Raw genomic sequence first — 22430 nt, forward strand, 5'->3', positions numbered from 1 at the left:
GACACCTGCTGCGTAGCGCTGCACGTGGGTAAGGGAGCATGCTTACAGAGTCCACAAAGGAGTAGATATGCCTGAAGCTGCTGCTCGGCGAGTAAAAATTGCATCTGCTCGAGAAGAGTTTCTGCAATTTGGTGCCGCAGGTGTGCCGGTGGGGAGGGCCTTTCTGCCCGATGTGGTTGCGGGTGTGGTGGCGGCGTCGTGGCAGCGGTCCTTCACGGCCGGTGTGAATGCCGCAAGCGCGCAGGCCGTCTTTCATGACGATCTTGACCTCACGGGGCGCCTGATGCGCTGCTCCAAGCCGGTCATCGCCCGGCTCAGCGATGACATGGCGCAGATGCCGCTGAGCATCGTTCTCACCGACGCGCGGGCACGCATTCTGGCCCGCTCCGAAACCAGCAAGACGATCGGAACCCTGCTCGATCAGGTTTCCCTGGCGCCCGGGTTCACCTATGCCGAGGGTCTCGTGGGTACCAACGGCATCGGCACTGTTCTGGAGTCCGGCAAGTCGTTGTACATCGTGGGTCCGGAGCACTTCACGGAGGGTTTGCAGCCGTTCGCCTGCGCCGGGAGTCCGATCCGGGACCCGCTCACCGGACGAGTGGAGGGCGTTCTCGACATCAGCTGCCTCATCGCGGACTCCAGCCCGCTGATGCGCTCGGTGGTGCAGTCGGCCGCGCACGAGATCGAGCGAAACCTGCTGACGGATCGCAGCCAGCGTCAGCAGGCGCTCTTTGAGGCCTACGTGCGACTGGATGCCCGCACCCACGGGGCCGTCATGGCCGTGGGCGGCACCATGGTGATGGGAAATGCGCTCGCCCAGAGTCTCTTCGAGCCCGCCGAACAGTGGGCGATTCACGAACACGCCCGATACCTGCTCACGGGGCGGAGCCAGCCGGTGGACCGCATTGAGCTGGCCTCCGGACGGGTTGTGAACATCCGCGGCACCCGGGTGGGAGCGGGTGAACACGTGGCCGGCATCATCGTTGTGGTCGATATTGTGTCCGAGTCCGCGCCAATGCCCCTCGTTGTGCCCTCGGGGCTTGCGCCTGCCGCTGCCGCCCCACGCATTGTCGATCCGGCTGAGGGTATTGATCGGTCGTTGCTGGCCAAGAGAACCTGCGCGGGCATCACCGACGCTCTGCAGCAGCGCCAGCCGCTTCTCGTGGTGGGCGAGGCGGGAAGCGGCAAACTGTCGGTGCTCGTGGACCTCTACCACCGCGTCGTTCCTGCTGGGCGAACGCGGGTGAATGCCACCAGCGTTGGGGATGATCCGGGGCAGCCAGCTGGTTTCTCGGCCTGGACAGAACCCGCGCTCTACGTGTTCACGAACATTAACCACCTGTCGACCGACGCCGTTGACGACCTGGAACGCGTGCTGGATCAGCTCGGAGCGTGCGGCGGGCCGGTCTCCGTGGCCGCCACGATGAGTGATGCCGTGGTTGACCCGGCGCTCCCGTTCGCGCGTCTGCTGGCGCGGTTCGAGGCATCGGTTACGGTGGCGCCACTTCGCCATCGACGGGAGGATCTGCCCGTTATTGTCGACCGTATCCTGGCCAATCTCACCGGCCCGCGCCACGTGACCCTGAGTGCGGGAGCGATGCGGGTCATCTCCCGCTACACGTGGCCGCAGAATATTCGTCAGCTGGAGGAAGCGTTGGAGGCCGCTTTGCAGAAACGACCCGTGGGTGAGATTCTGCCGGAAGACTTGCCGGGTTACTGTCACACCGGGGCGCGGCGCCTGCTCTCACCCATCGAGGCGGGCGAGCGCGACATCATCGTGAATGCCCTTCGGGATGCTGACGGCAACCGGGTGCGAACGGCGGAAGCACTTGGCATGGCCCGGTCCTCGCTCTACCGAAAGCTGAAGACGTTCGGCATCGACGCGGCGTAGTCGCAGTGCGACAACGAACAGCGGCAGGTGTCCCGCAGGTGTGAGGTGTACGCTTTTGGCACCTCGCGGGAACCCCGCACTCTCATGAAAGGGCGCGCCTGACGTGACCGACCTGCCGATGTTTCCGCTCGGATCCGTATTGTTTCCCTACATGCCGCTTCAGCTGCGAGTTTTCGAGGAACGGTACCTGGTGATGCTGTCTCGAGTGCTGCAGAACGAGCCCGCCGAATTCGGTGTGGTGCTCATCGAGCGCGGGCAGGAGGTGGGCGGCGGCGAACACCGTTTCCGCTTTGGCACGGTGGCGCGCATCACCCAGGTGGGTGCCGACGAGAACGTGGTGGCTCTCATAGCGCAGGGTGATCGCCGCATCGAGGTAATTGACTGGCTTGACGAAGACCCGCATCCGCTCGCCACCGTGCGTGAACTGGCCGACCTGGAGTGGGACGACGATCTGTTGCCTCTTCGAGAGGAGGCGGAGATCACCGTGCGACGCGCCATCGCAAAGGCAAGCGAATTCGTGAACCAGCAGTGGTCCGCTGATGTCGAACTGTCGCACGACCCGGTGGCAGCCATGTGGCAACTTGCAGCTATTGCGCCGGTGGGACCGCTCGACCAGGTGGCCCTGCTGCGCTCGACGACGGCGTTGGAACTTTTGACGAACGTGATCGATCTCACCGTGGCAGCATCGGCAACCCTCGGCGAGGAGTGGTCCGGCGAATAGGCTCAGAGCCCACTCGCATCACCCGGAGAAGGCCACATCCACCGGCCCGTGACGGCCATGAGAACATTAGACAATGACCGGAACACTCGTGGCCAAAGGCCTGGCCGGCGGGTACGCGCACCGCACACTGTTTGACTCGCTGGATCTCACCGTGGCCCCGGGTGACGTGGTGGGTGTCGTCGGCGTCAACGGGGCCGGCAAATCCACGCTGCTTCGCCTGCTGGCCGGAATCCTGAAACCACAGGAGGGCAGCGTGAGCCTGCTGCCCACCGATGCGTTCATCGGCTGGTTGCCGCAGGAGCACGAACGCCTCGCGGGTGAGAGCGTTGCCGCCTTTATTGCACGTAGAACGGGATGCGCCGAGGCGACGCGCGAAATGGATGCCGCGGCATCCGCTCTGGGAAACACCGAACCGAGAGCGGATGGTCGCGACCCCGCCGACGTGTACTCCGAGGCACTGGACCGCTGGCTTGCGAGCGGCGCCGCCGATCTCGACGAACGTCTGCCGATCGTGCTGAACGAACTCGGGCTCACGCTCGGATCGGATGTGGCTGGGGACGCCCTGATGACCTCACTGTCCGGTGGCCAGGCTGCCCGGGTGGGCCTCGCCGCCCTGCTGCTGTCCCGATTCGACATTGTGCTGCTCGATGAGCCCACCAATGACCTGGATCTCGACGGCCTCGAGCGGCTCGAGTCGTTCGTGCGCGGGCTGCGCGGCGGCGTGGTGCTCGTGAGTCACGACCGGGAGTTTCTTGCTCGGTGCGTCACTCGCGTGCTGGAACTCGACCTGGCCCAGAACGCCAACCGCGTCTTTGGCGGCGGGTATGACGCCTACCTGGAGGAGCGCGAGACCGCTCGCCGGCACAAGCGGGAGGACTTCGACGAGTTCGCGGCTAAGAAGGCCGACCTCGTGGGGAGAGCGCGCACCCAGCGGGAGTGGTCGAGCCAGGGCGTGCGCAATGCCATGAAGAAGGCTCCCGACAACGACAAGATTCGCCGCAAAGCCTCCACGGAATCCAGTGAGAAACAGGGGCAGAAGGTGCGGCAGATGGAGAGCCGCATCGCGCGCATGGAGGAGGTGGAGGAGCCGCGCAAGGAATGGCAGCTGGAGTTCACCATTGGTGCGGCGCCGCGGTCCAGCTCCGTGGTCTCCACCCTGGCCGCGGTCGTCATTCAGCAGGGCGACTTCACGCTGGGGCCGGTGTCGTTGCAGGTGAACGCCGGGGAGCGCATCGGCATCACCGGACCCAACGGTGCCGGTAAAACCACGCTGCTGCGTGCGCTGCTCGGCCGGTCGGCGCCCGACTCCGGAACGGCGAGCCTCGGCGCGAGTGTGCGCGTGGGCGAGATCGACCAGGCCCGCACGCTCCTCGCCGGGGATGCACCTCTGGCCAGTAGCTTCGAGGCGCTCGTGCCCGATCTCTCGGTGGCCGAAGTGCGTACCCTGCTTGCCAAGTTTGGGCTGAAGGCTGATCATGTCAACCGTGCGGTGGACGAACTCTCACCCGGGGAACGCACCCGGGCCGGCCTCGCCCTGCTTCAGGCGCGGGGCATCAACCTGCTCGTGCTCGACGAACCCACCAACCACCTGGACCTGGCCGCCATCGAGCAGCTGGAGCAGGCCCTCGATTCCTACGAGGGCACTCTGCTCCTCGTGACGCACGACCGCCGCATGCTGGGCAACGTGCGCACCGACCGGCACTGGCACGTGACAGACGGCCGCGTCACCGAACTCTGAGCGGATGCGTCCCAGAACGACCGAACGCAGCTTTCGGCGTTAGCGGGACTGGCGCTTCTTGCCTACGCGGGGAGCGCCCTTCACCGGAGGGGTGCGGCCCTTGCCTTTGGACGCTTTTGCCTTGCCGCCCGGCGGACGGGGCGGCGGAGCGTTCTTTTCGGCTTCATAGTGGATGTCTGACAGAAGCGCCGCGCCGGCCTTGGTGAGCCGGGTCACATCGGTGCTGCGATCGAACAGGGCGTGGCCGAGCTCGGCCTCAAGATTCTTCACCGACAGGCTCACCGTCATGCGCGACACGTTGAGGTTCTTCGCGGCGCGCGTGAAGTTCAACTCCTCCGCAACGGCGGTAAAGTGCTGGAGCTGGATGGTGTCCACGAAGAGCCTTTCAGGAACCCCCGAGGATCAAGGGTCACTCAAGGCTACGCGTACCTGGCGCTTTCGGCGTCACACGCCCACATCGCGGTGTCGCAGTACTCCGGCCGTTGCCACTCCGAGCCCCACCGACACGAGAGAGAACACGACGACGGTGCCCCAGTTCGCCCCGCTGCTCAGCGGAGTGTGGCCGAAGGCCCAGTAGTAGGGGGACAGGGCGTGCAGCCACTCCACATTCGAACTCTGATTGCCGATGGCGTTGAACACGTACCCGACCACGGCCACGGCTGCGCCGCCACCAATACCCCAGATGCGCCGACCAGTGAGTGCGCCGCAGAACAGCGCGACCGATGCGCTGAGCAGAATGAGGCCACCAAACAGCATCCCGGTACCCAGCAGGTTAGAGCCGTCAATGCTGAGTTCGGCCGGGCCGTTCCACAGCAGGACCAGCACGCAGGTGAGAGCCGTCAAGCCGAGGATCTTCACCACCAGTGCCGCATACCGCGACAGCGCCACCTGAACCCGCGTCACACCGTGAGCGAGGGTGAGTTCGAGCTGGCCCGACTCCTCGTCGCCGCCGAGAGCCGCCGCGCCCCAGGCAATGCCGGCAATGCTCAGCAGCATGAACCCGATGAGTCCGAAGAGTGTGGCCTGAACGTATCCCGGCCCGGTGCCGATCTGGTCGTAATTGATGGAGCGGGTGAGCTCGGGCGGCAGGCTGTTGATCAACTCCTGCATCTGCGCGTTTCCGTTCATGCTGGGAAAAATGGGTAGGTACAGCGACGCCGCGGCGGCCAGCCCCAGTCCCCACCCGATCAGCGAACGCCAGCTGTCGGTGAACACCTTGCCGAAGACCGGCAGGTGCGCCCGGTGTACGTGGGCGGTACGGAGCGCAGAACGTGGGCGAACCGCAGGCTCGGTCATGATGGTGCTCCCCGTGTTGACCGGCTGCCAGCGGATGCCGCCGGCGCCTCGTACAGGCCCAGAACGGACTCTTCCAGATCTGGTTCCTCCAGAACGAGGTTGGTCAGCTGAAGCGTCGAAATGGCCTGGATAAAAGGCTGAATGGCCGCACTCAGCGTTGCCGTGGCCTCGGTCTCGCTCGGGGACAGCACCGTGCATTCCAGATCACCCACGCCGGGCACCGCGCCGAGTATCGCGGCCAGTTCCGCGGTGCCGACTCCGGAGGCCGACATGCGCAGGTGCCGAATGGCCGTGTTGCGCAACTCATCGACACTCGCGATCCTGACGATGCGGCCGTCGCGCAGAATGGCCACGTCATCGGCCGCCTGTTGAATCTCACTGATCACATGAGAGGAGAGAAATACGGTCTGCCCGGCCGCACTCGCTTCCCGCACGAGGCTCAGGAACTCCTGCTGCATCAGGGGATCAAGTCCGCTCGTGGGCTCGTCGAGCACGAGAAGTTCCGGCTCATGCATGAAGGCCTGAATGACGCCGAGCTTCTGCTTATTCCCCTTGGAGAGCGCGCGCACCGGGCGGTCAAGGTCGAGAAGAAAGCGGTCGGCGAGTTGCTCGATGCGTCCCTCCCGCACCGGGCCGGAAATGTCCGCGTAGTGCTGGAGCAGCCGGCGTCCGTTGCCACGGCCCTCGAGCACGAGATCGCCCGGCAGATACCCGATGCGGCGGCGCAGCTCCGGGCCGGCGTTGCGGGAATCTGTGCCGAGAACGAGGGCGTGCCCGGACGTGGTGCGAATGATGTCGAGAAGCGTGCGCATGAGCGTGGTCTTACCGGCTCCATTGGGTCCGATGACCCCGAAGACACTCCCGCGGGGGATCGTGAAACTCACGTCGGCGAGGGCCTGATTCGACCCGAATTCCTTCGTGACGTGCCGGATGTCGATGGCAGGCCCAGTTGGTTCGGCCTTTCGATCAGTCAACGATGACATCGGTCACCTCGATCGTGATGGTTGCAACCACGAGGGTTCCCTCGGCGCCCGCGCTCGTAGCTGAGATACGCGCGGTACCCGGGGCGACGGCCTGCACATATCCGGCGGCATCGATCGTGGCGACGGACTGATCGTCCGAGGCCCATGCCGCATCGTTTACCGGGCGGGAACTCTCGTCGTTGTAGGCACCGTCGGCGACGAGAGTGGCGTCGAGACCTCGAGTGAGGGTGGCCTGGCCGTCATCTTCGAGATCTTTCTGAAAGGTGGTCGAACTTGACTCAACCGAGCGGATGCTGAGGCTCACCAGCGCTTGCGGGTCGACGATCACCGGGGCGGTATCGCTGAAGTCGTCAATCGTGGCGGTGATTGTTGCAGTGGCGCCCACACCAATTGCGGTCACGATGCCGTCCGACGAGACCGTGACCACACTGTCGTCACTCGACGTCCACGACGGAACACCGGTTACGGCACCGGTGGAACCGTCACCGAAATTGCCCACAACGCGAAGCTCTGCCGTGGTTCCCGGCGCGAGCCGCACCATTCCCGGAACAATGCTGATGCTGGAGAGAACTGCGGCGGAGCCGGGGGTGCTCGTGGGTGTGGGTGCTGAGGGGGTCGATGATGCGGTCGTTGCCGGTAGCGCACCCCCCGCGTCACCGAGGGCGCGGAACGCTGGATGCAGGAGGAATGCGGTAATGAGGACCACGGACCACACGACACTGGTGACCAGATAGACCGTGCGCAGTCGGTGGCGATAGGCGTGCATCCCAAAGCTGACGGCACGCCCAACATCGGCGGGGTGGGCGTGGGATTCCACGGCAGCCTCGGCGAGCAGGCGATGCCGGAGCTGCGGGTTCATGAGCCGGTGCCCGATTCGTGGGGCTGACCGAGCCGCGACTCCGCAAGACGGTATTCATTCTCAATCTCGGTGAGGGGACGACCGGTGATCGCAGATATTTGGGCGAGCGGCAGATCCGCGAATTCTTTCAGCACCACGATAATTCGCTCAGGCACGGTGAGTTCCAACAGCGCACTCGGACGTGCCATGGCATCCGTGTCCGTGACCGTGGCTCGGTTCCACCGAGATTGGGTCGTCAGGAGTCGCACGAATTCGCACAGCACGAAGCCGCGCAGTGCGGGTGTGATGGGGCCGCGCCACACCATGGCCGTGCGGGCCCAGGCGGCCTCCAGCAGGCGAGACGCCAGCACCGAGTTATCGCACATGAGCTGCGTATAGAGGCCCAGATCGCCGCGCTGCTGAGTGAAGGCCAGCTGCAGCTCATTCTCGCGATCGCTCAACGCCGCAGAGATTTTGACGCCGGTGGGGAAGCCAAACTCCACCTGCTTGATCACCGGGAAGACAACGGCCGTGAGCAGGGCAACGGCTCCCACCCCGAGCAGGGCCAGGCCCAGCAGATCGCGAATCAGTGCTCCCACCACGAAGAGGCCGAGAGCTAGTACTGCCAGAACGATGCGGGAGGGCTGAAAGGCCGACGCGATTCGGCGAGGAGGTGGCAGGCACCCTGCCGACATCGGCGTGGTGCCCGCTTCGTGTCGGTTGGCTGCCATATCGACGTGCCCCTACGCATCAGATGATCATCTCGACGGTGTGCCGACAGCATAGGCCCGACTGGCCCGGTTGCACAGAGGACCCCCATGACAGCGGGCAGCGACGGGGGTATGGTGCGTAAAATCTCGTCACGACTTGAGTCGCACCGAGTCGTGTGCTGACGTCGCTCACGTCGTCGGTAGAACCGTGTGAGCGCCCCCGGCAGGGTCGTACTACTCCACGTCATTTGTCGGAGGATTCGGAGGAGGCTCCACTAGCTTCTGGCCAGGGGAAACCACAATGGCGGACTCGACCATGACAGGTAAGCTCCCCGTGACGCCCGCGCTCGTGGCCGTTATGTCCGTCGAGCCCGTGGCCAGAGCCACCAGCTCCCCACCTGGATTGATCGTGGCAACGGATTTATTCGTGGAATCCCACGTGACGTCCTCGACGACGTTGGTCGTGTTGTCGTTGTAGGTTCCGTGTGCCGTGAAGGTCGCACCGTCACCTTCAACAAGAGGTCCGAGGCGTGGAGGAAACGTCGGCGTCTGTCTAATCGTCAGTGCGACGAGGGTTCGCGGGACCACCCTAACTGTCGCGGAGTCGCTGAACCCGTCGACGGTGACCGTGATGACCTCTTGATCGGAGTCAGAGGCCGCAAACTCAACGATGGATGATGGATTTATCGTGGTCACGAGGCCCTGGTCTGAGACCCACAGATGCTTGCCGGGGTTCACCGTCCACTCCGCGCCCTCTGTCAGCGGTTTGCTGGATTCGTCGCTGAACTGTCCATCGATGGCAAACTGCTTCTCGCTCCCTCGCACCACGGTTATCGGTCCGGCCGGTACAAGGCTGATACCGGTGAGCTCCGCAGCTTTTTGGCTCTCGGTGGGGCTATCAGAAGCGCCGTTGGAAGCCGGTGGTGTGATGGTGGAGGTGGGTTCGGTCGCCGTCGGTGACGTCGTCGACTGTGGAGTTGATGAAACGGTCGGGATCAGTGCGCTCGCAGCTGGATGGCTCAGCACGAGAACGCCCGTGACCGTGATCCAGATGACAAGAACGACTGCATAGACCGTCCAGGCGTGCACCCAATACTGACGCATATCTCGGGCGAGTGCCGGCTCCACCTCAACAGGATGCGCTTGAGACTTTGCCGCGGCATCCGCGAGCAGGTCCTGCCGCATCCGGGCATTCATGAGTCGTCCCTCGAGGCGTCGAAGCGCCGGAGTCGAGCCTGCGCGCGGCGGAGGTCAGCCGCTACCTCGGCAAGTGGACGGTTGGTGAGAAACGCTATCTGAGCTGTTGGAAGGCCGGCAAATTCGCGGAGAACGACCACGATGCGCGCGTCAAGAGAGAGCTCAGATAGCGGCGTGGACGACACAGTTCGGGCTTCTCCCAGATCCGCTCCAGTTTTTATAGTTTGGTTCCACTGCGACTGCGCCTTCAGAAGGCGAACGAATTCGCAGAGAACATATGGACGTAGCTCGGGCGTTACGGGGCCGCGCCACACGGCGGCCGTGCGTGCCCAGGCCGCCTCAAGAAGGCGGGCGGTCAGATCTGGGTCATCGCTCATCATCTGGGTGTACAGGCCTAGATCCCCCCGTTGCTCGGTAAAAGCAACCCGTAGCTCGCCGTCGCGGTCGCGCATCGCCGTCGAGAACTTAACCCCCATTGGAAAACCAAATTCCACGTCCTTGATCACGGGAAAAGCAACGGCCGCGAGCAGCATCACCGCACCCAGAAGGAGCACTATCAGACCACCGAGATCGGACTCGATCAGGCCGCCGAGATCGGGCGCCACAGTTCCAACAACAACGAGACCGACGGCCAGAACCGCGAGGATGATGCGGGAAGGATGAAGGGCTGGCCTGATTTGCCGTGCTGGCACGTCACACATGAGTGCCGCCGTGCTGTGTGTTTTCGCACAGGTTGCCATCCATATCGACGTTTCTCTCCTCGTCGAAAGAACTTCTCGTAGGTGTGCCGACAGCATAGGCCCGACTGGCCCGGTTGCACAGAGGACCCCCATGACAGCGGGCAGCGACGGGGGTATGGTGTCTGCAATCTGCCGGTTGGGACTCGGGAATGAGGTGCAACGTGAGCGTTGTGCGATCCACCCTGTCGAGCCTTGTTTCTGTTTTGGCCGACGCGGTGAAACCCGAGAGCGTGCAGCTGTCCGCCGGAGGCGAGGTCACAAGAGACCCGGTGACGGTTCGGGTGGTGAGCCTTGATCGTGTGGGCCGATCCCGCAGGGACGGCCCAGTGCTCGACCTCGAACTGGCGGTGGCGGTGCTCTGCACCGGGCCTCGCAGCCTCGAAAACGTGGAGCAGATGCTCGCTGCCGTGGAGAACACCTCGAGCTACGCCGTGCAGCCGCTGCTGCCACAAGAACCCGGTCGGATCGGCTTTGTGGTGCGTATGCCCGTGGCGCTGCGACTGAGCGAACCGGACGGTCCGCCCATCCTCGAACCGTTGCACGTGACGACCGTCATTGGCCGCACGGTGCGCGGGATTGTGGTGGGACCCGACGGGCGAGGACTGGCGGGGGTGAGCATCCGCTCGCGTGCGTCGGCGCTCGCCGTGATGAGTGATGGTGCCGGCGGATTCTCGCTTTTGTCCACCCCCGATCCCGTTCAGGACTTCGTGGTGGAGTACCGCGGGCAGTCCCTTGCGGTGACGGCTCCCGTTGACCCCCTGCTCACCCTCACGTGGGCACCGCACTAGGCCACTGACGAAGCGAAAGGAGAACAGCATGCCCAACTACCTCGCTCCGGGCGTGTACGTGCAGGAGATACCGAGCGGCGCACGGGCAATCGGGCAGGTGCCCTCGAGCATTGCCGGTTTTGTGGGTGTCGCACCGGATGCCGCCGCGCGGCTCGATGAGACCGTGGTGCTGGACAATTGGACCCAGTTTGTCGACATCTTCGTGGGCACCGCCACGGTGGGGACACCGCTCTCGAACGCCGTCTACGGGTTTTTCAATAACGGTGGTGGCCGCTGCTACGTGGTGAACATTGGCACCGGCGGCAGCCTCCTCGGCACCGCGGCGAAACCGACGGGCCTGCGCAACTTCGAGAAGATCGACGACATCTCTATTGTGGCGGCACCGGGCTACGCCGACGCCGACTCGTATGCGGCCCTGATCGGCCACTGCGAGCATCCGCTTCGTCAGGATCGGGTGGCCATTCTCGACGCCGTGGAGGACTACGGGCCCGATGTTGCGGCGCTCACCCGGGTGGCGACGTCCGGCGTGCCCACCAAAACCAGCGCCAAAGAGGGGGAAGAGGCGCAACTGTCGTTGGGTGCACCGCAATCACCCGGCGGCTATGCGGCCATGTACGTACCCTGGCTGGTGGTGGTTGACCCGGTCTCCGGGCTGAGGGTGACCGTGCCGCCGTCGGGTCACCTGGCCGGGGTCTGGGCCCGAGTCGACGGCACGCGCGGGGTGCACAAAGCTCCCGCCAACGAGCCGATTCAGGGTGCCATCGACCTCCGCCAACGCATCAGCCGCGGCGAGCAGGAGGTGCTGAACCCGGCCGGCGTCAACTGCATCCGCTACTTTCCCGGCGAGGGCATTCGCGTGTGGGGCGCACGCACCAAGGCTCCCGAAGCGAGCGAATATCGGTACATCCCCGTGCGTCGCCTCACAAACATGATCAAGGAATCAATTGAGGATGGCACTCGCTGGGCGGTGTTCGAGCCCAATAAAGACGAGCTGTGGCGTTCGCTGCGCCGCGACATCGGCAACTTTCTCACCAACGTCTGGCACGACGGCGCTCTGTTCGGAACCACCCCGCAGCAGGCCTTCTTCGTGAAGTGCGACGCCGAGACCAACCCGCCCGAGGTGCGGGATGCCGGCCGGGTCGTGACCATCATTGGCCTCGCGCCCGTGAAACCGGCCGAGTTCATTGTTTTCAAACTCATGCAATCCGTGGACACCACCGAGATCGAAAACCTGTGAGGTTGACATGTCTGACGCACCCCCTCCACCCCCGCCAGCCGCCGCGCCCCAGGCGCAGCCGGGAAACGTCGTTGATCCCTATCGCGCCTACAACTTCAAGCTGGTGATTCAGAGCGTGGTGCAGGGGCATTTCACCCGTGTCGAAGGCCTCGGCGTCAAGATTCCGCGACTGCTCTGGCGAGAGGGCGGCGAGAACGCCACGGTGCGCACGCTGCCCGGGCCGGTGGAATACCCGCCCGTCACGCTGCGCTACGGCCTCACCGACTCGAAGGAACTGCTCACCTGGCTCTTCGCATCGGTCAACGGGCGGGTCGAGCGCCGCAATGTGTCCCTCGCCATGCTGAACGATGCCGGAACGGCGGAGGTGCGCCGCTGGAACCTGATTCGGGCGTGGCCGTGCGAGTGGTCAGGGGCGCCGCTTGACGCGCTCGGCAAGGAGATTGCCATTGAATCTCTCAGCCTCGCTTACGACCAGCTGAAGCTTGACGATGCCCCCGCCGCGTCGCCGGCGTGACCGCGTCGTCGACGCCCTGCGCTCCCTCGCCTCCCCGCGTCGACGACCGGTCTCGCCGCTCACTGCGGAGGGAGCGGATGCTTCGGCGAGCGCTCAGAGCGCCGCCGCCGACCCCGACGGTGGCCCGTTCGACACCGTCGAGCACGCTCCGGCTGCGGGTGATGTTCTCTTCTCCGCACGTGTCGATCGTGCGGACCCAGCGCTGTCGTGGATCGCACACCCGAACGATGCACCGGAGCACTGGCTGCGTCGAATCCGGGAGGCCGCCGTGTCGCCACCCGTTGGAACGGTGCGACACCGGGCCACGGAGTACCCGAGTGTCGACGGGCGCACCGGTTCGAGTTCCGGTTTGAGTGCTGTCGGGGAATCGGTGCCGCAAGGGCAGCGGCCCCGGGCGATAGACGTGCCCGATGTGGCTGGTCCGGACCGAGAAGCCACCCGGGACCTCGGAGTACCGCCACCCGCCGTGACGAACCGTTTCGCGGAACGTGCTCCGGCCCGGTTGCACCTGCGGCTCTCGTCTCCGCCTCACCCCACCCCGATGCCCGGTGTCGGCACAGCGGCGGACGACCTGTTTGCCTCCCGTGTGGCACCGAACCGCATCGTGCTGCGACCCGCGAGCGTGTCTGCGCCCACGCGCAGGGCCTCCACTTCAGGTGCGCCACCGGCAGAAAATTCTGGCGGGGAACGCGGTAACGCCGGCGTCGCCGACATGCGGGCGCCCAGCGTCCCGCCGTTCGGCGAGCCGAGCCCGGCCGGGCCCCCACGGCAGAGCCCGCTCGCCGTCGGCCCCCGCCGCGCCGCTCCGGGCGACCCAACCCGGCTGGCGGACGGTCAGCTCTCGGCGCCGGGCAGCCCGGCACGAATCCGCCCGGCAGGAGTCAGCGCCGGGCTTTTCCGTTCATCGTCCAGCATTTCCGTGTCCAGCAGCCCCGATAACACCGGCCCAGCGCCCGATCACGCTGTTCTGCCCGCGTCCCCGCTACGCCCCCGCGAATCCCCGACCACATCAACGTTCGAGGCGGTGGGGCCGGCATCCGCTCACCCGTGGCCGGACCTCACTCCACCACGCCCGTTCACGCCGACCCCACCCAGCACCGAGTCGGTCGTGCGTGGCCTGGCCCGGGCGCGGCGCCTCGCCGAGGAACAGGCGAGGGTCTGACATGGAACGGGTCGCCTTTCTCATTGAGGACACCGGGGAACACTTCGGGTGTCTCCTCAACCCCGAAACGGTGGTGATGCAGCGCACCGCGGGCGTGGAGCCACGCCGCTCCGCCGGGGGTCGCCTCACCGGAACCGGTCTTGCTGACGACCCGCTGCTCTTCACCGGCGGCGGGCACACCGAACTGCGCCTGGACCTCGTGTTCGACGTGGACCTCGCACCCGCGAACATCACGGTGACCGATGTGCGGCAAATGACCCGTCCCATCTGGAAACTCGCCGAGAACTCGGCGGAGGTGGACAAAAAGCGACGACCGCCATCCGTTCATTTTCTGTGGGGACGCGCGTGGGATATGCCGGGCATCGTGACCGAGGTGGCTGAACGCTTCGACCGGTTCGCGCCCGACGGTTCGCCGCTGCGCTCGTGGATGCGGCTCGTGTTCGTGCGGGTGGGCCAAAGCGCCGACGAGGAGGGCGGCGAGAACTACGAGCTCGCCCGGCGCCTACCCGTGGTGGACCTCACAGCACCACCGGTGGAAACCGTGGCCGTGCCGGGCGACGGCGGTGTCGAAATGCTCGCAGCGGATGCGTCCCCCCTCGACGTGCCGAGAACGCTCACGCCCACCCGCGAGTACGGGATCATCTCCATGCTTGCCTACGGCACGCCGCTGCTCACCAAGGCGATCCTCGAGTTCAGCAACGTGGACGATCCTTTCCACTTCACGGGGCGGCTGTCCCTCCCTCCTCTCGGGGAGCAACCGCGATGACCGACGTACAGGGGCTCCCCGAGATCATCATCACGCTCGGTCGTGACCGACTCAGCACCGCCGAAGCCGCGTCCGTGGCCGCCATTGAGGTCACCGCGGCGCTCGCTCAGCCCACGCAGTGCAGCATCACCTGGCTCACGCTCGACCCGGCGCGCCGGGTGAACCCCGCACCCGGTGATGCGCTGCGGGTGGAGGTTGCCGGAGTGGGCCGGGCACTGTTCGTGGGTGAGGTGACGGTGGTCGAGCACAGCTACGGCGCCGACCTCTCCGAAGAGATTCGGGTGCGCGCCTACGACGCCCTGCACCGACTGCGCAAACGCCACTTCACGCGCCTGCACGACAGCGTGGATCTCAACGGTCTTGCCGCCGCCCTCTGTGCGGGCACCGGGCTGCGGGTGGTGGGCGGCATCGGCCGGCCGGGACCGGTCTACCAGCTTGCCCGCTCCGATCTGAGCCTGCTGGTGGAGGCGAGTCGCCGGGCGGGGCTCTACCCCGTGGTGGATGACGGCACCCTGCGGCTCGTCGACCTCACCGGCGAAGGCGAACCGGTTGAGTTGCTCCTCGGTTCCACGCTGCACTCGGCCGAGGTGGAGCTGAGTCAGGAACCCGCCTTTCTGAGCGCCATCGTTTCGGGGTGGAACCCGGTGGCGGCCACCGAAGTGCACGGGGACTCGGCCGACACCCGGGCCCGGGCCGGAGTGCGCGCCGATGCGGCGCCACAGAGCGTGGGGGGAGGGGGCGCGCTGCTTCGCCAGAACGATGTGCTCCTCGACGACGCCACGGCATCCGCTCTCGCCCAGGCCGAACTCGACGTGCGAGCCGGCGGCGAGGTGACCGGAGTGTTTGTGGCCGAGGGAAACCCGCGCATCCGGCTCGGTGGCCGCATCGAAGTCCGTGGCGTGGCCGCGCAATTCGAGGGCACATTCACCGTGTGCGGGCTCGTGCACTCCCTGTCGGGTAGCGGCTACGAGACCACCGTTTTCACGAGCCCGCCCACTGCCCCTGGGTCCCGGATGGCCGATGTGACGACGCTCGGCTTGGTGATCGAGGTGGAGGACCCCGAGCGGCGCGGCCGGGTGCGCGTTGACCTCGCCGCCTTCCCGACGGTCAGTACGGGTTGGGCACCGGTGCTCACCGCGGGTGCCGGAACGGGCAAGGGAGCCCTGTTCCTCCCCAACGTGAACGACACCGTACTCGTGCTCCTCGTGGCCGGCGATCCGAACGACGCCATTGTGCTTGGCGGCCTCTTCGGATCAGACCAGGTGCCCGACGCCGACATCACCGGGGAACGCGGGCGGCGGTTCACCGTGGCGACCGCCGACGGGCAGCGGGTCATTCTCGACGGCGCGGCCCACAGCATCCGCGTGGAAGACGGCCACGGATCGTCGATGCTGATCACCCCCGACCTGTTCACCATTCGCTCGGCCACCGATCTCACGATTGAGGCACCCGGCAAGGCCCTGCGCGTGCGGGCCCGATCAGTGGACTTCGAGGAGGCGTCATGAGAATTCTCGTAAAAAAGGGGGTGGTGCGCTGCGGCCACGACGGTTCGGTGGCCACTGTGGCGTCGCAAAACTGGGTACGGGTCACCGGTTCGCCCATTCTCGTGGAGGCAGACCCGCAGGGGCGCACCATCAACGGATGCCCCAACATCGGCCTGAACATCAAGCCCTGTCAACACACCCTGGTCGTGCACACGGGATACTCCACCTTTCTGCGCATCGGCGGGCAGGCCGTGTGCCTCGACACCGTGACGGGGTTCACCGACGGGACCCCGCCGGGCGCCGTGAAATACACGGTGCGCTCGCCGGGTCAAGAACTTGCGGAGGCCGGCACATGAGCGCTCCCCGCTACCGGGCAATTGCCCTCATGCACCCCGACTTTGACGCCTCGGCCGGCCCGGCGGGGTTTCGCCTCACGTCCGACGGGCGGCTGGCCACCGTCACGGCAGATGCCTCGGTGCGCCAGGCCGTGCTCCTGCTGCTGAGTACCCGGCCGGGCGAACGGGTGAACCGGCCGACCTATGGCTGCCACCTGTTTCGGCTGGCATTTGCCCCCGCCGACGACACCACGGCCGGGCTCGCCATTCACTATGTGGCCAGTGCGTTGCAGCGGTGGGAAAAGCGCATCGATGTGCTGTCCCTCGATGCGGCGCGCTCAGCGGATGCCCCGGAGCTGCTGGAGGTTCGCCTGCGTTACCGGGTGCGTGCCACGCAGAACGACGATGAGGTGGCGGTGGTCGTGCCCCTGGCCGGGCCGCCGAGCACACTATCTCCGGGAGGCCCGGCATGAGCATCCCCGTCCCCAACCTCGACGACCGCAGCTTTGTGGAACTCGTCGACAGCGCACGCGAACGCATCCGTCAGCTCGATCCCAACTGGACCGAACTGTCGGTACACGACCCGGGGGTGGTGCTGGTGGAGGCCTTCGCGCACCTGACCGACCTGCTCATGTACCGGCTCAATCGGGTGCCGGAGAAGCTCTACGCCGTGTATCTGAACCTGCTCGGCACGGCGGTCTACCCGCCCAGCGCCGCCGCGGTCTTCCTCGAATTCACCCGGGTGGCCACAGAGGGTCCCGAGATTTTGATTCCCCGGGGCACGCAGGTGAGTCCGCCCCCCGGAGTTCCCGGGGCTGCGCAGCCCGTGTTCACCACGGTGGCCGATGCCGTCCTCGCGGCCGGAGCGCACAGCGTGATCGTGGCTGCCGCAGACGTCACCCTCGTCGACGCCGTCGTGCTCGGCGTGGGAAGTGGTCGCCCGGGTCAGGTCTTCACGCTGCCGGGCGCTCCGGCGGTAGCGGGGGAGGGGCTCACCATCGGAATCGAGGTGGCCCGTGGTTCCACTCTCGCCAGCGGTGCGGCTGTGCTCGTGGACGGCCGCCCTTTTCTCCTCTGCCGTGAGGTGGAAGCATTCGCGGATGCCGGCCCGGGAGAGCCCGCGGTGCGGGTCGATCGCACGTCGGGAACCGTGATCTTTGCGTGGTGGAGCGACCTGGCGTCCCCCTCCGCTCTGCCTCCCGTGGTGCCGGCGCCCGGCGCTCAGGTGCGCGCCTGGTTTCGGGGCGGGGGCGGCGAGCGCGGCAACGTGGCTGCGGGTCAGCTCACCGTGCTGCGGAGCGCCCTGCCCGGAGTGCGGGTGAGCAACCCGGAGCCCGCAACCGGCGGCCGCGACCAGGAACCTCTCGCCGACGCTCTGCGGCGAGCGCCCCAGGATTTTCAGGCACGGGATCGTGCGGTGACCGGTCGCGACTACGAGGTGCTGGCATCCCGACACGGTGGTGTCGCCCGGGCACACGCCCTCACGCGCCGCGACGTGTGGTCGTTCGCAAACCCCGGCGAGGTTGAAGTGGTGTTGGTTCCCCACGTGCCCGCCGCCGTTCGCGTGAACGGTGCCATCAGCCTCGCCCAGCTGAGCGCCCAGGGGCGAGAAGACGTTCGCGCCGAGGTTGATCGCTACCTACGGGACCGAGCAACGATCGGCGCCACACCCGTGGTGCGGTGGGCGCGCTATAAAGAGGTACTGGTTGATGCCCGGGTGATCGTGCGCGTGGATGAAGACCCGGTCGCGGTGAAGGAACGTATTGTGCGCCGCCTTGCCGAGGCCATCAACCCCCTTCCGGGCGGTGCCGGCATGGGGTTCGGCTTTGGGTTCGGTCGGCCGCTGCGGGTCTCCAACCTTTATCGGGCACTGGAGGAATCGGAGCCGGGGGTGCAGTACGTGGACCAGGTCACCCTGCAGCTCGACCAGATTCCCGACACCGACGCCACCGCGCTGGTTCAGGCCGAGGGGCAGGCGGGAACCTGGTTCGTCGCCCAGAACGACGTGCTCTTTCGCACCACCAACTGTGGTGACGGCTGGGAGGCCTGCGCCCAGTTTGCCGGTGAAAAGGTGCGCGCCATCGTTCCCTTCAAGGTGGCGCAGGGGGCGGCAACCTCGCATCCGGGCATGGTGGCGGTGGCAACGGATGTCGGCGACGGCTCCCGCGTATACGTGAGCGACGATCTCGGTGAGAGCTGGACCCGCCGCGCGGAACTGGGCTTCACCCTCGCCGATCTCGCCTGGGTCGACCGGGTAGGGAGCCCCGTGCTGCTGCTCGCCGGAGAGAAGGGACTCTACGAGCTGGGAGATGGGGCGGGTGCCATCCCGGTGCAGAACCTCGTGGATCCCACCCAGCCCGACCGTGGGTTTTACGCGATCGACTCGTTCACCGATGTGCGCGGGCAGACCGGGGTAATCATCACGGCCGAGGCTGCGGCCGGCGTGTGGCTCTCACCGGCGGCCGGTGCCCCGGAGTCGTTCCAGCGCGTGCGGGCCGCGGGGGAGGACATCCGCTGCCTGGCCGTTCAATACGACGGACCGGCCACGTATTTGTGGTTGGGTCGGGCTGTTCCGGAGGGTGCCGGAACCGGATGCGCCCGACTGCGCATCGACGACCTGGCCCGCACCACTATTGACGCCGCCCTGATGGCATCGTGGGAGGAACTCGGCGCCGGGTGGAGCGGTGGCAGTTGCTGGGGTGTGCACGTGATCGGTGATTCGGCCTACGCGGCAACGCAGAGCGGCGGTGTGCTGCGGCTGCCGCTGGTGCCCGGAGTCACGCGTCAGTGGGACCAACGCGACGTGAATTGCGGGCTCCCGCTGCGGGATCGGGCGCGGTTTGAACCCGTGCGTTCGGTCTCCGGTGCACTGCGGGACGACGGAACGCCACTCGTTCTGGGTGCCGGTCCGGCCGGCATCTACCGGGCCACCAACGACGCAGCCACGTGGCACACCTGCACCGCACGTGTCGTGGACACGTTTATCACCCTGCCGCCCACGTGGCTGTTCTGCTCGGGCGAGCACCGTATCGAGGTGGTGCGTGCCAATGCCTGATCTGTCGTCCTCCACCGCCGTTGTGCCGGAATCACTGCTGCTGAGCATCCTGCCCGAGGTCTTTCAGGTGTCGGCGCACCGCAGTGCGCCGCTGCGCGCGCTGCTGGCCGTGACCGCCGATATGCACGCCCCGGTCCTTGCCGTGCTCGACACGATCGACACCGTCGTGCACCCCTACCGCGCACCGGACTCGCTCGTGGGCTATCTGGCGAGCTGGGTGGATCTGGACTGGCTCACCGGCCAGCGACCCGGCGGCGGATCTGTCATTGACCCGGCCCGGGAACGCGACCTCATTGCCAACGCGGCCAGCCTCTCGGCGAGCCGGGGAACTCCGGCTGGGCTCGCACGTTTTCTGCATTTGGCCACCGGGTGCAGCGGATTCGCGGTCACCGATCTGCCGGGTGCCTTTCACGTGGTCATCACGGTGCCTGTCAGCGCCGCAGATCAGCGAGTGCTGGTGGAGCGTATTGTGCGCGCGATGAAACCGGTGCACATCACGCACGAGGTCGTTGTCGACACCCCGAGTTCGGCGACGCCGGGGGGCGATGATGGCCGAGAGTAACCGCAAACCGCTCATTATCGCCGGCATCGTGGCCGGTGTCGCCGTGCTGGTCTGCGTTGTCGGTGTGGGATTCGGTGGCGGCAACCAGTCGGCCGACCAGTCCCTGCAAACCCGTCTGACCGGCATCGGCCCGGTTGCAGTGCTCACGACCGCCGACCTCATCCTCACCTCGGGGCGGTGCGCCATCGCCGGGCAACAGATTGCCGTGGCACAGCAATGCACGTTCAGCATCGCGGAGTTCGGCGGCAGCTTCGACCTGGGCCCGGTCACCAAGCGGGGCACCCTCACCGTTATCACCGCACCCGCCAACGTGACCGTGGGCATGACACTCCAGGGCGTCGATGCCTCGCAGGAGGTGGAACCGGGAAAATCAACCGATCTCACCGTGGGCCGGGCCGGCGGTTCCCTCACGCTGACCTGCCCGGGCCTCGACCCCTGCCAACTGCAACTGAGCGCGCCATGAGTCGCACTAATAAGAGGAGCACCCCATGAAGAAGATCTCCATGACTCTCAGCTCGTCCGAGGTTGAGCTGACGCAGGGAAAAGGCACGGTGACGGCGTCGGTGACGAACGCCTCTGCCGTGCCCGAACGCGTAGTGCTCGGGGCTTTCCCGGCCGGCGCACCGAACTCCCTCACGGGATCAACCGGTGCCACGATTACCGATCCGCTCCGCACCATCGACCCCGGGGCCACGGTGCAATATGAGGTGCGGTTCGACACCGCGGGTGCGACGCCCGGCACCTACGGGGTGAAGCTCATTCCCTACAGCGCCGACGAGGCGCCGGAGGACTATGCCGAGCTTGGTTTTGTCGTGCACCTTGTTGTCCCCGAGGTGGCGCCCGTTGTGGTGAAGAAATTTCCCTGGTGGATCGTTGCGGTGGCGGCGGCCGTGGTGATTCTGGGTGGTGTGGCCACAGCCTTCCTGCTCACCAGGCCACCGGCCGTCGAACTTTCGCTGTCGTCATTCACTCCATCTCAGGGCAGCAGAGAGGGCCTCACGGAAGTGACACTCACCGGTCGATTCGGTTCGTCCACTACCGTGACCGTGGGTGAGACCACGGTGGCGGCCACCAGAGTGAGCGACACGGAGGTGACGTTCAGCACGCCGCCGGCTGCGGCTGCGGGGCAGGTACCGCTCACCGTCGAAAGCGACGGCACGCAGCTGGGGATTGCCATCTTTGAATACGTCGATCCTCCGGCACCAACTGATGGAGGTGGGCCCGTGGTGGACAACTTCTGCCTGCTGAATCCCTCCGCGTGCGTGTTCTTTAACGAGAACCAGTTCATCGAAAAGTTTGACACCGGCCAGATCATCAAGGATCTGCAGGTTCAGCCGTTTGTGCAGCAATAGCCGCCCTAGTCGGTAGCCGATGCTGAAGCGCGGATGGCGTTGATGATGGCAGGGATGGCGCCGATCAGCATGATGAGGGCCCAGACGAGCGCGACCACACCGGTGATGATCGCCCAGAACTGATCGCCGATTGCTACCACCACCCCGGGGAGAAACCCGTGGATGAGACCGAGTACGAGCTGCAGCACCACCGAGAGCAGTACCAGCACGACCAGCCCGGTCACCCGCAGAAAGCGGGGTTGGGCCACTACGAGCAGCACGCCGAAGGCGATCTTCAGAACCAGCAGGACACCGAGAACCGCGGCGGCAGCGCCGGTGGGAAAGGATCCCCAGAGGGCGACGTAGGCGATGGTGCCAAAGGGCACGGCCACCAGCAGGCCGATCATGAGGAACAGTTGTACAAGCGCGAGGATCACCAGCAGAAAGCACAGAATGATCCAGAGGAACGTCACAATGAGCGTGACGAGTCCCTGAATGCGGCCGTAGATTCGCAGGGGGAGCACGAGGCTGAGGCCGAGCATTCCCACGGTGAAGAGCAGAAGCCCGTCGATGAGAGCGAGGAACGCGATTCCGGAGCCGGGTGGCTCCTGGCCGTTCACCGAATTCACCTCCTGAACTCCGGCGGGCACTCCGAGGTTCTGTGCCACCTCTGGCCCCGGCGGAACCACGTTCGCGTTGACGACAACGACCGAGAGACCGAGTTCGGCCACCACCACCAGGGTGACAACCACGATCGCGGCCACAAAGAAGGGTGTACGGAGCCCGTCGGCCACACCCGCACGGGCTGCGCCCAGCGCGGGCCCGTCTGCTGCCGTCATGGTGACCCTCACCGCCTCTGTCACTGCCCGAGGTGCCTGATTCAGCGGGAATAATATCATCGGTGTCTCGCCTCTGGGGGTGCAGGCGCTAGGATTACCCTCAACAATCAGAATTGAATAGTGGGCCGTCAAGGCCGATGCGGGAGAGTTCGACGTTTAGACGAGCGAACACCGAAGGAGCAATCCTCCCCGACAATCTCTCAGGTACGCGTACCGCATCGGACTGGCCACTCTGAAAAGAAG

The 22430-nt window shown here is 66.0% G+C and carries 23 protein-coding genes and 1 riboswitch; of the genes, 15 read left to right on the forward strand and 8 right to left on the reverse strand.

Going from position 1 to position 22430, the window contains the following annotated elements; translation table 11 throughout:
- The first annotated feature begins 67 nt into the window (after window positions 1-67).
- The 3 genes from H4V99_RS04280 to H4V99_RS04290 all read left to right on the forward strand — a co-directional run bounded on the left by H4V99_RS04280 (window position 68) and on the right by H4V99_RS04290 (window position 4350).
- A complete protein-coding gene (locus H4V99_RS04280; protein ID WP_280675836.1) occupies window positions 68-1891 on the forward strand; it encodes a helix-turn-helix domain-containing protein in 1824 nt (607 codons plus the stop codon).
- Window positions 1892-1994: 103 nt separating this feature from the next.
- Window positions 1995-2612, forward strand: coding sequence for an LON peptidase substrate-binding domain-containing protein (locus H4V99_RS04285; RefSeq protein WP_280675838.1), 618 nt, complete (start codon window positions 1995-1997; stop codon window positions 2610-2612).
- Between the two features lie 73 nt (window positions 2613-2685).
- On the forward strand, window positions 2686-4350 hold the full coding sequence (locus tag H4V99_RS04290) for an ABC-F family ATP-binding cassette domain-containing protein (protein WP_280675839.1): 1665 nt from the start codon (window positions 2686-2688) through the stop codon (window positions 4348-4350).
- 39 nt (window positions 4351-4389) lie between these two features.
- On the opposite strand, the gene H4V99_RS04295 is transcribed toward H4V99_RS04290, so the two are convergent.
- The 7 genes from H4V99_RS04295 to H4V99_RS04325 form a co-directional block, all read right to left on the reverse strand.
- On the reverse strand, window positions 4390-4725 hold the full coding sequence (locus H4V99_RS04295; RefSeq protein WP_280675840.1) for a LysR family transcriptional regulator: 336 nt from the start codon (window positions 4723-4725) through the stop codon (window positions 4390-4392).
- A gap of 69 nt (window positions 4726-4794) precedes the next feature.
- Window positions 4795-5646: an ABC transporter permease subunit gene (locus tag H4V99_RS04300; RefSeq protein ID WP_280675841.1), complete on the reverse strand. Its 852-nt coding sequence runs from the start codon at window positions 5644-5646 to the stop codon at window positions 4795-4797.
- On the reverse strand, window positions 5643-6629 hold the full coding sequence (locus H4V99_RS04305) for an ABC transporter ATP-binding protein (RefSeq protein ID WP_280675842.1): 987 nt from the start codon (window positions 6627-6629) through the stop codon (window positions 5643-5645). The genes H4V99_RS04300 and H4V99_RS04305 overlap by 4 nt, the downstream gene beginning before the upstream one ends.
- A complete protein-coding gene (locus H4V99_RS04310) occupies window positions 6613-7488 on the reverse strand; it encodes an Ig-like domain-containing protein (protein ID WP_280675844.1) in 876 nt (291 codons plus the stop codon). The genes H4V99_RS04305 and H4V99_RS04310 overlap by 17 nt, the downstream gene beginning before the upstream one ends.
- Window positions 7485-8198 carry a hypothetical protein gene (locus tag H4V99_RS04315; RefSeq protein ID WP_280675846.1) on the reverse strand — a complete coding sequence of 238 codons (714 nt, stop codon included), beginning with the start codon at window positions 8196-8198 and terminating at the stop codon, window positions 7485-7487. The genes H4V99_RS04310 and H4V99_RS04315 overlap by 4 nt, the downstream gene beginning before the upstream one ends.
- Before the next feature lie 213 nt (window positions 8199-8411).
- Window positions 8412-9374: an Ig-like domain-containing protein gene (locus H4V99_RS04320; protein WP_280675848.1), complete on the reverse strand. Its 963-nt coding sequence runs from the start codon at window positions 9372-9374 to the stop codon at window positions 8412-8414.
- On the reverse strand, window positions 9371-10066 hold the full coding sequence (locus H4V99_RS04325) for a sigma factor-like helix-turn-helix DNA-binding protein (RefSeq protein ID WP_280675850.1): 696 nt from the start codon (window positions 10064-10066) through the stop codon (window positions 9371-9373). The genes H4V99_RS04320 and H4V99_RS04325 overlap by 4 nt, the downstream gene beginning before the upstream one ends.
- A gap of 209 nt (window positions 10067-10275) precedes the next feature.
- Here H4V99_RS04325 and H4V99_RS04330 point away from each other — a divergent pair, with 209 nt between their 5' ends.
- The 12 genes from H4V99_RS04330 to H4V99_RS04385 are packed head-to-tail and all read left to right on the forward strand — an operon-like array spanning window position 10276 to window position 21369.
- Window positions 10276-10902: a hypothetical protein gene (locus H4V99_RS04330; RefSeq protein ID WP_280675852.1), complete on the forward strand. Its 627-nt coding sequence runs from the start codon at window positions 10276-10278 to the stop codon at window positions 10900-10902.
- A 28-nt stretch (window positions 10903-10930) separates the two neighbouring features.
- Entirely contained in the window at window positions 10931-12139 is a 1209-nt protein-coding gene (locus tag H4V99_RS04335; protein ID WP_280675854.1) for a phage tail sheath subtilisin-like domain-containing protein, read from the forward strand.
- A gap of 7 nt (window positions 12140-12146) precedes the next feature.
- Window positions 12147-12653 (forward strand): phage tail protein, encoded by a 507-nt coding sequence (locus H4V99_RS04340; protein WP_280675856.1) that lies wholly within the window; start codon window positions 12147-12149, stop codon window positions 12651-12653.
- Entirely contained in the window at window positions 12628-13815 is a 1188-nt protein-coding gene (locus H4V99_RS04345; protein ID WP_280675858.1) for a hypothetical protein, read from the forward strand. The genes H4V99_RS04340 and H4V99_RS04345 overlap by 26 nt, the downstream gene beginning before the upstream one ends.
- Window position 13816: 1 nt before the next feature.
- Complete coding sequence (locus tag H4V99_RS04350) at window positions 13817-14581, forward strand: hypothetical protein (RefSeq protein ID WP_280675860.1); 765 nt, start codon at window positions 13817-13819, stop codon at window positions 14579-14581.
- On the forward strand, window positions 14578-16086 hold the full coding sequence (locus H4V99_RS04355) for a phage baseplate assembly protein V (protein ID WP_280675862.1): 1509 nt from the start codon (window positions 14578-14580) through the stop codon (window positions 16084-16086). The genes H4V99_RS04350 and H4V99_RS04355 overlap by 4 nt, the downstream gene beginning before the upstream one ends.
- Window positions 16083-16421: a hypothetical protein gene (locus tag H4V99_RS04360; RefSeq protein ID WP_280675864.1), complete on the forward strand. Its 339-nt coding sequence runs from the start codon at window positions 16083-16085 to the stop codon at window positions 16419-16421. Before H4V99_RS04355 ends, H4V99_RS04360 begins: the two co-directional genes overlap by 4 nt.
- A complete protein-coding gene (locus H4V99_RS04365) occupies window positions 16418-16873 on the forward strand; it encodes a GPW/gp25 family protein (RefSeq protein WP_280675866.1) in 456 nt (151 codons plus the stop codon). The genes H4V99_RS04360 and H4V99_RS04365 overlap by 4 nt, the downstream gene beginning before the upstream one ends.
- On the forward strand, window positions 16870-19455 hold the full coding sequence (locus tag H4V99_RS04370; RefSeq protein WP_280675868.1) for a baseplate J/gp47 family protein: 2586 nt from the start codon (window positions 16870-16872) through the stop codon (window positions 19453-19455). The genes H4V99_RS04365 and H4V99_RS04370 overlap by 4 nt, the downstream gene beginning before the upstream one ends.
- Window positions 19448-20017 carry a phage tail protein gene (locus tag H4V99_RS04375; RefSeq protein WP_280675870.1) on the forward strand — a complete coding sequence of 190 codons (570 nt, stop codon included), beginning with the start codon at window positions 19448-19450 and terminating at the stop codon, window positions 20015-20017. The genes H4V99_RS04370 and H4V99_RS04375 overlap by 8 nt, the downstream gene beginning before the upstream one ends.
- Window positions 20004-20480 carry a hypothetical protein gene (locus H4V99_RS04380; protein ID WP_280675872.1) on the forward strand — a complete coding sequence of 159 codons (477 nt, stop codon included), beginning with the start codon at window positions 20004-20006 and terminating at the stop codon, window positions 20478-20480. Before H4V99_RS04375 ends, H4V99_RS04380 begins: the two co-directional genes overlap by 14 nt.
- A gap of 25 nt (window positions 20481-20505) precedes the next feature.
- The gene (locus tag H4V99_RS04385) at window positions 20506-21369 is read left to right on the forward strand and encodes an IPT/TIG domain-containing protein (protein WP_280675874.1); all 864 of its coding nucleotides are present in this window, start codon (window positions 20506-20508) and stop codon (window positions 21367-21369) included.
- A 5-nt stretch (window positions 21370-21374) separates the two neighbouring features.
- On the opposite strand, the gene H4V99_RS04390 is transcribed toward H4V99_RS04385, so the two are convergent.
- Window positions 21375-22187 (reverse strand): hypothetical protein, encoded by an 813-nt coding sequence (locus tag H4V99_RS04390; RefSeq protein WP_280675876.1) that lies wholly within the window; start codon window positions 22185-22187, stop codon window positions 21375-21377.
- Window positions 22188-22317: 130 nt separating this feature from the next.
- Window positions 22318-22413: riboswitch (glycine riboswitch) on the forward strand.
- The last annotated feature ends 17 nt before the right edge of the window (window positions 22414-22430 follow it).

Origin of the sequence: Cryobacterium sp. CG_9.6 (genome assembly GCF_029893365.1) — a bacterium.
In the GTDB taxonomy this organism is placed as follows: Bacteria; Actinomycetota; Actinomycetes; order Actinomycetales; family Microbacteriaceae; genus Cryobacterium.

Bases quoted from the DNA above. Each gene is read 5' to 3' on its own strand.
- H4V99_RS04365 (WP_280675866.1), top strand. From the start codon at position 16,418: ATGAGCGCTCCCCGCTACCGGGCAATTGCCCTCATGCACCCCGACTTT.
- H4V99_RS04310 (WP_280675844.1), bottom strand. From the start codon at position 7,488: ATGAACCCGCAGCTCCGGCATCGCCTGCTCGCCGAGGCTGCCGTGGAA.
- H4V99_RS04345 (WP_280675858.1), top strand. From the start codon at position 12,628: ATGCCCCCGCCGCGTCGCCGGCGTGACCGCGTCGTCGACGCCCTGCGC.
- H4V99_RS04360 (WP_280675864.1), top strand. From the start codon at position 16,083: ATGAGAATTCTCGTAAAAAAGGGGGTGGTGCGCTGCGGCCACGACGGT.
- H4V99_RS04305 (WP_280675842.1), bottom strand. From the start codon at position 6,629: ATGTCATCGTTGACTGATCGAAAGGCCGAACCAACTGGGCCTGCCATC.
- H4V99_RS04335 (WP_280675854.1), top strand. From the start codon at position 10,931: ATGCCCAACTACCTCGCTCCGGGCGTGTACGTGCAGGAGATACCGAGC.
- H4V99_RS04300 (WP_280675841.1), bottom strand. From the start codon at position 5,646: ATGACCGAGCCTGCGGTTCGCCCACGTTCTGCGCTCCGTACCGCCCAC.
- H4V99_RS04390 (WP_280675876.1), bottom strand. From the start codon at position 22,187: ATGACGGCAGCAGACGGGCCCGCGCTGGGCGCAGCCCGTGCGGGTGTG.
- H4V99_RS04340 (WP_280675856.1), top strand. From the start codon at position 12,147: ATGTCTGACGCACCCCCTCCACCCCCGCCAGCCGCCGCGCCCCAGGCG.
- H4V99_RS04380 (WP_280675872.1), top strand. From the start codon at position 20,004: ATGGCCGAGAGTAACCGCAAACCGCTCATTATCGCCGGCATCGTGGCC.
- H4V99_RS04385 (WP_280675874.1), top strand. From the start codon at position 20,506: ATGAAGAAGATCTCCATGACTCTCAGCTCGTCCGAGGTTGAGCTGACG.
- H4V99_RS04370 (WP_280675868.1), top strand. From the start codon at position 16,870: ATGAGCATCCCCGTCCCCAACCTCGACGACCGCAGCTTTGTGGAACTC.
- H4V99_RS04290 (WP_280675839.1), top strand. From the start codon at position 2,686: ATGACCGGAACACTCGTGGCCAAAGGCCTGGCCGGCGGGTACGCGCAC.
- H4V99_RS04350 (WP_280675860.1), top strand. From the start codon at position 13,817: ATGGAACGGGTCGCCTTTCTCATTGAGGACACCGGGGAACACTTCGGG.
- H4V99_RS04315 (WP_280675846.1), bottom strand. From the start codon at position 8,198: ATGGCAGCCAACCGACACGAAGCGGGCACCACGCCGATGTCGGCAGGG.
- H4V99_RS04320 (WP_280675848.1), bottom strand. From the start codon at position 9,374: ATGAATGCCCGGATGCGGCAGGACCTGCTCGCGGATGCCGCGGCAAAG.
- H4V99_RS04355 (WP_280675862.1), top strand. From the start codon at position 14,578: ATGACCGACGTACAGGGGCTCCCCGAGATCATCATCACGCTCGGTCGT.
- H4V99_RS04375 (WP_280675870.1), top strand. From the start codon at position 19,448: ATGCCTGATCTGTCGTCCTCCACCGCCGTTGTGCCGGAATCACTGCTG.
- H4V99_RS04280 (WP_280675836.1), top strand. From the start codon at position 68: ATGCCTGAAGCTGCTGCTCGGCGAGTAAAAATTGCATCTGCTCGAGAA.